Source organism: Companilactobacillus paralimentarius (assembly GCF_963227125.1).
GTDB classification, from domain to species: domain Bacteria; phylum Bacillota; class Bacilli; order Lactobacillales; family Lactobacillaceae; genus Companilactobacillus; species Companilactobacillus paralimentarius.
The window spans coordinates 1,854,034-1,866,152 of record NZ_OY724131.1 but is presented as its reverse complement, the minus strand read 5'-3'; the positions used below and the strand labels follow the sequence as shown (position 1 = coordinate 1,866,152).

11 protein-coding genes are annotated in these 12,119 nt (G+C 35.5%); 7 read left to right on the top strand and 4 right to left on the bottom strand.

Features of this window, described 5'->3' with window-relative positions; translation table 11 throughout:
- Nucleotides 1-21 precede the first annotated feature (21 nt).
- Entirely contained in the window at nt 22-231 is a 210-nt protein-coding gene (locus tag ACI6PB_RS09035) for an ATP-binding cassette domain-containing protein (RefSeq protein ID WP_056955873.1), read from the bottom strand.
- Between the two features lie 629 nt (nt 232-860).
- On the opposite strand from ACI6PB_RS09035, the gene ACI6PB_RS09030 reads away from it, so the two are divergent.
- From ACI6PB_RS09030 to ACI6PB_RS09015, 4 genes are all read left to right on the top strand, one after another.
- The gene (locus tag ACI6PB_RS09030) at nt 861-1,910 is read left to right on the top strand and encodes an MFS transporter (RefSeq protein ID WP_152319199.1); all 1,050 of its coding nucleotides are present in this window, start codon (nt 861-863) and stop codon (nt 1,908-1,910) included.
- A gap of 135 nt (nt 1,911-2,045) precedes the next feature.
- Complete coding sequence (locus ACI6PB_RS09025) at nt 2,046-3,521, top strand: UbiD family decarboxylase (protein WP_404327329.1); 1,476 nt, start codon at nt 2,046-2,048, stop codon at nt 3,519-3,521.
- 12 nt (nt 3,522-3,533) lie between these two features.
- The gene (locus ACI6PB_RS09020; RefSeq protein ID WP_025086243.1) at nt 3,534-4,106 is read left to right on the top strand and encodes a UbiX family flavin prenyltransferase; all 573 of its coding nucleotides are present in this window, start codon (nt 3,534-3,536) and stop codon (nt 4,104-4,106) included.
- Nucleotides 4,106-4,513 (top strand): amino acid decarboxylase, encoded by a 408-nt coding sequence (locus tag ACI6PB_RS09015; protein WP_309510784.1) that lies wholly within the window; start codon nt 4,106-4,108, stop codon nt 4,511-4,513. The genes ACI6PB_RS09020 and ACI6PB_RS09015 overlap by 1 nt, the downstream gene beginning before the upstream one ends.
- A gap of 53 nt (nt 4,514-4,566) precedes the next feature.
- Here ACI6PB_RS09015 and coaBC read toward each other — a convergent pair whose 3' ends face one another.
- Nucleotides 4,567-5,760: a bifunctional phosphopantothenoylcysteine decarboxylase/phosphopantothenate--cysteine ligase CoaBC gene (gene coaBC, locus ACI6PB_RS09010; protein ID WP_309510785.1), complete on the bottom strand. Its 1,194-nt coding sequence runs from the start codon at nt 5,758-5,760 to the stop codon at nt 4,567-4,569.
- Nucleotides 5,761-5,838: 78 nt separating this feature from the next.
- Here coaBC and ACI6PB_RS09005 point away from each other — a divergent pair, with 78 nt between their 5' ends.
- A complete protein-coding gene (locus ACI6PB_RS09005; protein WP_056955871.1) occupies nt 5,839-6,033 on the top strand; it encodes a hypothetical protein in 195 nt (64 codons plus the stop codon).
- 471 nt (nt 6,034-6,504) lie between these two features.
- On the opposite strand, the gene ACI6PB_RS09000 is transcribed toward ACI6PB_RS09005, so the two are convergent.
- Nucleotides 6,505-7,437, bottom strand: coding sequence for an IS30 family transposase (locus ACI6PB_RS09000; RefSeq protein WP_404327328.1), 933 nt, complete (start codon nt 7,435-7,437; stop codon nt 6,505-6,507).
- Nucleotides 7,438-7,656: 219 nt separating this feature from the next.
- Between ACI6PB_RS09000 and ACI6PB_RS08995 the strand changes: the two genes are divergently transcribed.
- The gene (locus ACI6PB_RS08995) at nt 7,657-10,290 is read left to right on the top strand and encodes a glycoside hydrolase family 3 N-terminal domain-containing protein (RefSeq protein WP_309510786.1); all 2,634 of its coding nucleotides are present in this window, start codon (nt 7,657-7,659) and stop codon (nt 10,288-10,290) included.
- Between the two features lie 242 nt (nt 10,291-10,532).
- Here the strand turns inward: ACI6PB_RS08995 and ACI6PB_RS08990 are convergent, their stop codons facing one another.
- Nucleotides 10,533-11,081: an NADPH-dependent FMN reductase gene (locus tag ACI6PB_RS08990; protein ID WP_025086008.1), complete on the bottom strand. Its 549-nt coding sequence runs from the start codon at nt 11,079-11,081 to the stop codon at nt 10,533-10,535.
- A 314-nt stretch (nt 11,082-11,395) separates the two neighbouring features.
- Here ACI6PB_RS08990 and ACI6PB_RS08985 point away from each other — a divergent pair, with 314 nt between their 5' ends.
- Entirely contained in the window at nt 11,396-12,082 is a 687-nt protein-coding gene (locus ACI6PB_RS08985) for a hypothetical protein (protein ID WP_051564294.1), read from the top strand.
- Nucleotides 12,083-12,119: the final 37 nt, after the last annotated feature.

The following is a 12,119-nucleotide window of genomic DNA, read 5'->3' as shown; positions in this document are numbered from 1 at the left end:
CTGATATCACTTGGATTCAATTTATTTTGTCCAAGTGGCTAACTTGTTATTGAAATTTTCGATTATTTTTTTTCTTCGAATATTTTCAATTATATAATTAAAAAATGTAGTTTTACCTGCACCGTTATCACCAACGATTCCAATAATTTCATCAGAATGAACTATTAGATTAGGGAACGTAAATAGAATATTATCGTTGATTGAAATAATTCCTTTAGATAGTTGTAACATGCTATCATCCTTTAATAATTTATTAGCTTTATTATAATACTTTTAATAATATTAGCTATATAAAAATAAGTTCATTGAATTATTAAAAAACAAGTGATATCTTTATAATAATATTAATGGTAATAAATGTTGAAAAATGCGCTATATAAAACTAATGAATTGCTTGTAATATATCTAATTTAATTAAAATTAAATTAGTACAATGAAACTTGGAATTAATTATTGGGAAACGGATTTCATTCTATTCCACCAAATAGTGTAAAGAATAAGGAGATTTTATCATGGTATAAATTGCGGTTATTTTCATTAAAAATGAATATGCGATAAAAAGCCTATAACACATTATTATAATCAGAGACAATGTTAAGGACTACACCATTGTATTTAGATTAATTTTACGAACTAATGGGCTTCTTAAGTTTAAAACAGTTTCATTTTAGTAGGTGAATAATATATGAGGGAAATTAAATTAATAATTTTTAGTGATTTCATTAGTAGTTTTTCCGTATCCGCATTTATAACATATGCCTATTGGTTCTTATATAAGGTTACTAAGGATCAATCAATTGTATCGACCATTGGGACAATAACAATGCTTGCCGTATTGGGCTCGATGATAGGGGGGATCTATTGTTGATCGATCAAGTAAGTTAAAACTGCTAAGGATAATTGCTTTTATAAGAATAATTACATTAATAATTGCGTTAACTATACTGGCGATAGGTGGAAGTAACATTTATATTGTTATAGCCATTGTAATATTAAATGCCTGTTTGAATACCGTTTATATGCCACTGACTGAGTCTATTGCACCAACTTTTATACAAAAGGATGAAGATATTGTATCCGCAAATTCATGGGTTTCTTTAGCTTCGCAAGTGTCATCAATTGTATCGTCTGGCTTTTCAGTAATTATGGTTATGATGAAAGATCCAAAATATTCTTTAATCTTTGTTATGATATCTGTCATTATTTCTTTTGTTTCTCTTTCGAGAATAAAGGCTGACGATAAACCGCAAATACATAGTGATACATCATCATTTCAACTAAGATTAAAAATAAAAGAAGGGATATCTCTTATATATAAAAATCATTTGGTAAGTATAATGATACCAATTGCTTTGGTAACCAATTTTTGCTATTGGACTATCTGGCTTTTAATGCCTAAATTTAGTGTTGATATATATGGTAAGTATTCGTTTACGTACAATTTCATGGATATAGGTGTAACAATTGGAGGAATTCTTGGAACGGTCGTTCTGACAAAGTTAGGAAAAAGAATTGGTAAATTACATTTTTATCCGGTATATCTTGCCGGACAGGCACTCTCTTTACTTCTGTTGGGCTTACTTTCATTAGTACCCTTTGTAAATATCATTAATGTGATTTTAGTGGGAGTTATATGGTTCTTATATGGCTTTTTTAATAGCATAACAGCAATAATTTATTTTTCAGCTGTACAGATGTCTGCTTCTAAATCCGATATAGGAAAAACCGTAGGAGCAGTATTGACAATCTTTTCAGTTGCCAATCCGATAGCCGGAATCACAAGTCCGTTTTTATTAAAGTTAGCGGGGCTAAGGCCACTAATAATTGTATTGGGATTAATAATGTTTTTGGCGGCATTAATTATATATACACCCCCATGTATGAAAGTGTTGATAGAAAATGAAAAATAAGATTGTCGATATTATTGATCCGTGAAGTTTTCAAAAAGCATTCCATTATGGAATGCTTTTTTAATTAACATGAATTGTTCGCACTTAATATCCTTCCTATAATAATCACTGTTAAGACAAAGAGGAGGCAATTAAATGTCAGAACAACCATATGATTTAAGAAGAGTTATTGATGAATTAAAGAAGGAACCTGGTCAATACCATGAAACTGATGTTGAGGTTGATCCGGATGCAGAACTTTCTGGAGTTTACCGTTATATCGGTGCTGGTGGAACGGTTAAACGTCCTACTCAAGAGGGTCCAGCAATGATGTTCAACAATGTCAAAGGATTTCCTGGAACAAGAGTATTCATCGGTGCGATGGCAAGTCGTAAGCGTGATGGGATGATTTTGCATCATGACTATAAGACTCTGGGACGTCTTTTAAAGGATTCAGTGGAACATCCTATTGCTCCAGTAATGATGGATTCTGACAAAGCTCCTGTACAAGAAGTTGTTCATAAGGCTACTGACAAAGATTTCGATATCAGAAAAATTTTGCCAGCTCCAACTAATACTGAATATGATGCTGGTCCATACATTACTATGGGATTAGTTTTGGGTTCAGATCCCGATAAGACTATGACAGACGTTACGATTCACCGAATGGTCTTGGAAGACAAAGATACAATTGGTATGTATATCATGCCTGGTGGTCGTCATATTGGACACTTCCAGAAACAATTTGAAAAATTAAATAAACCTATGCCTATTACAATTAATATTGGTTTGGACCCAGCTATTACCATTGGGGCAACTTTTGAGCCACCTACAACTCCACTTGGTTATGATGAATTGAATATTGCTGGTGCTTTGCGTAATCAAGCGGTTCAACTTGTTAATGCCAAAACAATTGATGAAAAAGCGATTGCTCGTGCTGAATATGTAGTTGAGGCTGAAATTATGCCTAACCAAACTATGCAAGAAGATATCAATACCCACACTGGTAAGGCTATGCCTGAATTTCCTGGGTATAACGGTGATGCTAATCCAGCCGTTAATGTGGTTAAAGTGAAGGCTATTACTCACAGAAAAGATAATCCAATCATGCAGACGACAATTGGCCCTAGTGAAGAACATGTTTCTATGGCAGGAATTCCTACTGAAGCAAGTATTCTAGAACTTGTTGACAAAGCCATTCCTGGAAAAGTTGTTAACGTTTATAATCCTCCAGCAGGTGGTGGTAAGTTGATGACTATCATGCAAATTCACAAAGATAATGAAGCTGATGAAGGAATTCAAAGGCAAGCCGCCATTTTGGCTCTGTCAGCCTTTAAAGAATTAAAAACAGTCTTCTTAGTTGATGATGATGTCGATATTTTTGATATGAATGATGTCGTTTGGACAATGAATACGAGATTCCAAGGTGACAAGGATATTATGGTTCTGTCTGGTATGAGAAGCCATCCGCTAGATCCATCTGAAAGACCACAGTATGATCCTAAATCAATTCGTTTCCGTGGAATGAGTTCGAAAACAATCATTGATGGGACTGTACCATTTGATATGAAAGATCAATTTATCCGTGCACAGTTTAAAGAAGTTGATGACTGGCAAAAATATTTGAAATAAGGAAGTGTGAAGATGGCTCGTAAAAGAAGAATCGTCATCGGTGTCACTGGTGCTTCAGGTACAATTTATGCAATTGACTTGATGAAAAAGTTGCAGGCAATTGAGAATGTTGAAACACATGTTGTTTTCAGTGCTTGGGCTAAGAAAAATTTGCAGCTAGAAACAGAGATGTCTTTAGCTGACATTAAAGAATTGGCCGATTATTTTTACAGTGATAACGATCTGGGTGCTACTATTGCTAGTGGTTCATTCTTAACCGATGGAATGGTAATCGTTCCCGCCAGTATGAAGACAGTCGCTAGTATTGCAGTAGGTATCGGTGACAATTTAATTTCACGAGCAGCTGATGTCACACTGAAAGAACAACGTAAGTTGATTATGGTACCAAGAGAAACACCTTTAAATACGATACATTTAGAAAACATGACAAAGTTATCGAAAATGGGTGTACAAATGATTCCACCAATTCCGGCATTTTATAATCATCCTGAAACTATTCAAGATTTAGTTGATCATCAAACAATGAAAGAATTAGATGCCTTAAGAATTGACAACGAAATTGGCGGACGTTGGGAGGGAATTTAATGAAATTCTCAGTTACCAAAGAAAATTACACCATGACAGCTGATATTACTATCATTGGTAAAGATCTATTTATCGCTATAACGGGTGGAGATAATCCTCATATTGGAACCATCACGACTCTAACGAAAAATATTGATATGCAGACGATACGATATCCCAGTCACGACAGTAGATTTCATAAGGATGATGTTCTAGCCATACGTGTTGGAAAAATTATTCAACCTTATCTACCAGGAAGTTGCACTATCAGTGCGGGAGTTCACATTAATCATATTTCAAAGAAACAAATCATGGTTTCCAGTCAGATGTCACAGAATTTAGGTGATCAAATTAGTACTTGGTTGCAACAAACTGATTTTGATGCGCCAGCACCTGTTTACTACAGTGATTCGGAAAGTCCACAATAAAATAATACCCTCCAAAATTAGGTAAATTACCTAGTTCTAGAGGGTATTTTGTTTTACTTATCTAAATAGAATTTCCAGAATTTTCTGGCTACATCTTCTTTAGACATTAATGGCCAAACTAGAGGCTTTTGTCCTTTTTGTAGAAGGGTAACTTTATTGGTATCAACGTTAAAACCAGCACCAACTTGAGCAACATTATTAGCTAAGATAACATCAGCATTCTTCTTAGATAACTTCTTTTCAGCATTTTCTAAAAGATTTTGAGTTTCAGCGGCAAAGCCAACGACAAATTGATGCTTAGTTTTAGTAGCGGCGATAGCTTGTAAAATATCAGGATTCTTAGTTAATTTGATAGTGAAAATATCTTCATCATCATTCTTTTTGATTTTTTGATCAGCAACATGAACTGGTTTGAAATCAGCCACAGCGGCAGCCATGATTAAAACGTCGGTAGTAGGGAAAATATCCTTTAATTGTTTCATCATTTCGTCAGCAGTCTGTATTTGGATAATATTCATACCACCAAATGGTGCTGCCACAGTGGTAATTAAGGTTACTTCAGCTCCTAAATCGCGGGCAATTTTAGCCATCGCAAAGCCCATTTTACCGGACGAACGATTGCCGATAAATCTGACTGGATCGATAACTTCCTTAGTTCCGCCAGCAGTTACAACAACTTTAACACCTTTCAGTTTTTTCTCAGCAAACTGTTCTTGAAGTGCTTCGACTATGACATCAAGTTCAGGCAAGCGTCCTTTGCCAGTCATTCCTTCAGCCAAAAAGCCTGTTTCGGGTTCAATTATTTGAACCCCCATTTGTTTTAAGATTTGTAAATTATGCTCAACGGCAGGATTTTCATACATATCAGTATTCATGGCCGGAAAAATCAATTTCGGTGCCTTAGTTGCTAGCAAACTGGTAGAAACGATATCGTCAGCTAAACCATTAGCCATTTTCCCAATAATGTTGGCAGTTGCGGGAACAACCACAGCTAAATCGGTCCATAGTGCTAATTTAATATGAGGAATAAAGTCATCAGTAGCGGTTTGGGGTTTGAAATTATCGGTGATAACAGGTCTTTGACTCAAGGTAGCGAAGGTTAGTGGTGTAACGAATTCTTGTGCTGATTTAGTCATGATAACTTGAACCTGGGCATCTTGTTTAATCAATGCACGTACAATGTTCAATGATTTATAAGCTGCAATACCACCTGTAACATAAATTGCAATATGTTTATCTTTAAGCATAATTTCACCTCAAAATTTTTTCTTACTATATTATACATGATTATGAGTATGATAATATTTTCTTATCAGGGGGTTGTCATGAATATTTATACATTGGATATAATAATTATTATTTTATTGATTATTGGGTTGAATGATCCATTGCTTAGATTTTTACAGGGTGTATTAGGAAGTAATTTTATAGTTAGTGAAATAATCATTGGTGTTGTTGTGATTTTTCTTATGTTTGTTATTCATAAATATGTTTTGAGACGATTTTTCTTTAAAAAATAAATAGGTGGGATGTGTTTTTATTGCCGTCTTTTGTTCCAGACTAGTGAACTGTTCTTTTGGTTTAGAATTTTCATTTGGATTATGTGGAATTAAAGATTTCAAGATGCTGCGTTTTTACTCGCTAATATTAGAATCAAGAACATAGTCGATAGTAAAAATTGTAGGTCCTCAGTGGCCCATAGATTTTTTTGTGGAAGACGGGAATTTAAGCACATTCATGTTCTAATTAAACTAAAGTAAGAATTAAAATAAAATTCAGTTACCTTTAATTTAAATTTTGCGCTATTATTTGTTTATAAAAGATGACATAAAAAAGACCGAAGGCGGCAATCTTTAGTCCCAAAAATCTGAATGTCATCGCCTGAATATATTAAAAAACTATATGTTACTCAAGGTCAGACATTGTTAGTGTCTGGCCTTTTTTGTGCTTCAATTATACTAATAATGTTTTTATTTGGTAGATTGCAACAATTAATCGAATTTTTCGGACAAGTCATCAAAGAAGACTTGGAGTGGCGTTTTCCACCCTAAACATTTCCGGGGACGCCAGTTTAAGTACTTTGAGATCATAGTCAGCTCTTCATCCGTAACGCTCTCAATTGGCTGGTTCTTTGGAATGTGTAGCCGAATCTCGCGGTTCAACCGTTCGTTGGTTCCGCGTTCATGTGGCGCATACGGGTGGGCAAAATAATGGGCAATTCCGCAGGCTTCAAGGAAATTGAAGCCTGCGAATTCCTTACCGTGATCACTGGTGATTGACTTGACCAAGCCGCGCAACTCCTCGTTAAGCTCTAGGATTGCCTTAGTCATAGCTTTACTATCACGTCCCGGTAAACGACGAATAATCATTAGTCGGGACTTACGATCAGTAAAGGTAGCTAGGACCTCGCCCCTGGTTTTTCCTGATAGGATGGTATCGACTTCAAAATGACCAATCTCTTGACGCAGGTTAGCCTCGTCCGGGCGTTGGTTGATAAACTTCGCCCCACGTGTGTACTGACCACGACCGTCGTGGCTCTTTCGGTACCGCACACCGTGGTCTGGAAGGACCTCGCGTTTGATGTCCAACCAGCCCTTGTCCAGCCAGTTATAGAGGGTTTTGAATGGCATTTGGAGAATATGCGCGATGACTTCAAAACTCCACCGCTGTTCGAGAATGATCCCACGGACGAATTCTCTTAAATTCTCTGTTAGAAGAGTTTTCCGCCCCCGGTGAGTTAGCTTCTTTTCGCAGTCTTCCTGAGCTTGATCAGCGTCATAGTATCCCTTAGGACAGCGCTTTAGTTCATAGTTGATGGTTGAAGGAACTACACCAACTTCTTCAGCAATTTGTTTTTGTGAGTAACCAACCTTAAGCAGCGTTTGGATGACAGTTCTATCCGATAATGTTAAAATGTGACTCATGGGTAATGGACTCCTATTGTTTATAGTTTTGTCACTTAAAACAATACCGGGTCCATTGCCCTTTTTCTATCCAAATTTTTCGTCTGGGTAGAATTCTATTTAATCTTACAATCTACCATTTGAAAGAATACATATAATGATTATGAAATTACTTTTTAATCAATTATTTAAAAGTGTAAAATTAAGGTAATTACATTTCCACCAAAGGAGAATGTCGCGATGGAAAACGTTATTTCACAAAGAGAATTAGAAAATAAAGAATTAGCTAAACAGGCTGCTGAGGAAGGTATTGTTTTACTACAAAATCGTAATGCTACTTTACCAATTAAAAATAAAACAGTAGCTTTGTATGGAAGTGGAGCTTTTGCCACTGTCAAGGGTGGTACTGGTTCTGGTGACGTTAATCAACGAAATATGGTTAGTATTTTGGATGGGTTAGAGAGCCATGGATTTACTGTTACTACTAAGGCTTGGTTGAACCGTCTAAATCGTTACTATCAAAAAGAAAAACAATTACATGATGAAAAGTTAAAGGATGATCCTTTAGCTCTGTTAGCTCCAGCTTTTAAGTTTAATGATCCCGAAGTAGGAGATTTTGAAGATAGTTTAACTGGAATTTATGTTATTTCAAGAAGTTCTGGTGAAAATTATGATCGTAAGAATGAGACTGGCGATTTTAAATTAACTGACAATGAACTTTCAAATATTAAACGGATGAGTGAATATTACACTAATAGTATTTTGTTATTGAATATCGGTGGGGTAATTGATACTAGTTTTATTAATGAATGTCCTTTGTTAGATAGTATTGTCCTCGTGTCTCAACTAGGAATGACGACAGGAGATGCAGTCGCTGATATTATTGACGGTACAACTACGCCTTCTGGTAAATTGACGGATACTTGGGCTTATTCATATGATGATTATCCAACTTCAGAGAATTTTGGAATGGAAAATCCTAAGTATGTTGAGGGAATTTACGTTGGTTATCGTTACTTTGATAGTTTTAACGTCAAACCAAGATATGAATTTGGTTACGGTTTGAGTTACGCTGATTTCTATTTAAAAGCACAGAAAATAAATATTAATGAGAAAAAGATTAAATTAAGTATTAATGTGGAAAATATTGGCAATAAGTATTCTGGACGTGAGGTTGTTCAAGTATATGTTTCTAAACCACAGACAGGGATTCCTACACCTTATCAAGATTTGATTGGCTATGAGAAGACTGCTGTATTACGCCCTAATGCACAACAGAAGCTTGATTTTGAAATTGATACGAGTAATTTGAGTGTTTTTGATGATGAGTTAGGAGCTTATGTCTTATTACCAGGAACATATCTTTTGCGGGTAGGGAACAGTTCTCGTAATACGAAAGTTGTTGCCTCATTCAAACTTGATGAGAAAGTTATTTTGAAAAAAGTTAATCCACTGATGAAGCCAGAGACTGATCCAACTGTTTTCACAGAGAACAAAGTTGAATTAGAAAATGTGACCGATGTACCACGCTTTATTTTGAAAGCTGCCAATTTCCCAGAGACTGAGTTTGTTCAGTACCAAGAGAAGACGGATGTTACTACTTTCATTAATGACGAAAATCCGTTACCTGGCAAAGGATTAGATGAGGTTGTAGAAGAAGTTCGTAATGCAGCTGGAAAAACGCTTGATGACGTTAATAATGGTGATGTTGAGTTGGCCGAATTTGTGGCTAGTTTATCTACTAAACAGTTAGTTGATTTAGTTGAAGGTCAACTTTCAACTAAAGAGAATAGTGTAGTCGGTATCTCATCAGATATCTTACCAGGTGCTGCTGGACAAACGGGGATGATCGATCATAAAGGTGTTCCCGCCCTAGTTATGGCTGATGGTCCTGCAGGAATCAGAGTAGAACCGGTTTTTGAAAGAAATGGCCAGACAGTCACACATTATGCAACCGCATGGCCTATTGGAACGGCGTTAGCTCAAACTTGGAATAAGAGTTTAGTTAAAAAAGTTGGATTTTCTATTGGTCGGGAAATGGTCGAATTTGGAGTTGATTTATGGTTGGCTCCAGGAATGAATATTCACCGGGATCCGCTTGGTGGACGTAATTTTGAGTACTTTGCCGAAGATCCATATCTTTCTGGAACGATTGCTGCATCAGAAACTAGGGGAGTACAAGATCACCATACAATTGGGGTAACCTTGAAGCACTTTATTGGCAATAACCAAGAGAGTTTCCGTAATTCTGGAGATAGTTTGATTGGCGAACAAGCTTTACGTGAAATTTATTTACGTAATTTTGAAATTGCTGTGAAGTCAGGACAACCAGTAGCAATGATGACTTCGTACAACCAAGTTAATGGAACATTCTCAGGTGCTAATTTTGAACTATTAACGAATATTTTACGTGATGAATGGCATTTCAAAGGTTTAGTAATGACTGATTGGTTCAGTTCTGCCGACCCTAAAGAAAGTATGCATGCCGGAAATGATCTGATTATGCCTGGAAATTCTAAAGAGGATTTACTTTGTGCAGCTAGTGACTTTGGACCAGAGTTTGACGATCAGGGTAATATTAAGATTAAACAAGAACTTGATATCAAGACTAAAGGCATTAAACGAACGGAAATGTGGAATGATTTCGTACTTGATCCTGATGGTGAAGTGTTGGTGAAAGTTAGAGTTGATAGTAATTCCAATTTGAACAAACAGATTCAAACCTGGGTCTACACAGGAGAAGCTCAAATTGTTGATGATGATCATGTCTTATTGACCGGGAAGTGGAAAGATAACAACACTTTGTACTTAGGTGATTTACAAAAATCTGCAATCAACATTTTAAGAACAGTTTTGAAATTGAAGTTTAGTTAAAACTGCCAGTCTCCGTAACAAGAAAATTTAACTCCAAGTTGTGTCCACAGATTTTTTGCGGACGACGGTATATTTCAATTACATTAGTTGGTATTTAGTTGCAACTAAAACTTGAGTAAAAGCAAAAAAGAATAAGGGCGTAGAAATCAAATTTGACTTCTACACCCTTATTCTTTTTTGATACGTGATAAACTGTTTGCAATAGACTGATTACGTACCGAAAGTAATATTATAACATTATATTAATATCTGTTTAATAGGTCAACATAAGCATCAACAATACTTTGTAAAAATCCAACAGTTCCTTCAGCAACATTGCCGTTTTCATCAAGAATATTTGTCACATTACCAATGTATGCTTCTGGTTGTTGAAGAACTGGCATGTTCAAGAATACTAATGATTGACGTAGATGATGGTTGGCACCAAATCCACTGATAGCACCAGGTGAAACGCTGACAATAGCAGCTGGTTTCATATCCCAAGCACTTTGACCATATGGTCTTGAACCAACATCAAGAGCATTCTTTAATGCAGCAGGAACAGAACGGTTGTATTCTGGTGTTACAAATAAAACACCTTTAACATCTTTAATTTTATTTCTGAATTCAGTATATTCTGCTGGAACTGATTCAGGTGTATCAATATCTTCATTATATAGTGGTAAATTGCCAATTTCGATAAATTCTGGTTCATATTGACTAGGGAAAAGCTTAGCAAGATTCTTAGCAATTTGCTTTGAATATGATCCTTTACGTAAACTTCCCACTAAAACAGCGATTTTTTCTGACATATGAAATTCCTCCGTAACCTTTGATGTTTTTAAATTATCATAAAAAAGAATAATCAACAAATATTTGTTCTCGCAAACAAAAATATTTTTTTCGAAGGAAAACGATTGCAAAAAGATTGAGAAGATGTTTACAATTTGTCGACAATTGTATAACTATGCAAAATGCATTATATTAATTACAATAATATGAGTTTGATTACAGAAACATTACAAAAATAGCTTCAAACTGATTTTTTTTATTCTGCTTGTAATATGATTGCAATATTCGTCTTGTATAGTTTCCTCTGGTAAACGAAAAACCGGGGAGAGATTAGTTGTTAAAGCAAATTAAATTAGAAGCACTACTTATCATTAGTTTGATCGTTACTGGGGGTATGGGATATACAGTTGCTTATGCTGCAGATGCATCAGTAGACCAAACAAGTAATGCAACGGATTTTAGAAAAACATTGACTAATTTGGAAACAAACCAAAAGGTCGATGAAAATGCCAATAAACTGAATAAAAAAATTATATTGTCGGGTAATAAGGAGTTTATGCCTGGAATCGAAAATAGTGAAAAAGATCCAAATGTAAATATGGACGAGATTGCATCACAAGCTCAAGCAAAGCAAAAGCAACAGGATGTTGATCACGCACCAGTCCAAGAATCACAACCAGAACAAGTTGAAGAGTCACAACAAGCTATTACACAAGCTGCTTCAGAGCCACCTGTGGAAATGCAGGCAGCTGGTAAAAGTGTTGGTACTTTTAAAATTAGTTTTTACGATCCCGCAGTTCTAGGATCGGATATGGGTTATTCAGGAGTTGCTACGAATTTAAGTGTTATTCCGCGTGGATCAAGCTTGAAAATCACTACAGCTCAAGGAGATGTTTTCTATCGAACTGTTAATGATACTGGAACATTTGCTTATGATAATCCTTATCAAATCGATATGGCTATGCCAAATAGTATGATTCCTTCATACGGAATTACTAGTGCTACTGTCGAAATAATTTAAAACAGCATCTATTCAGGATTAACGTATATTGCGGAAC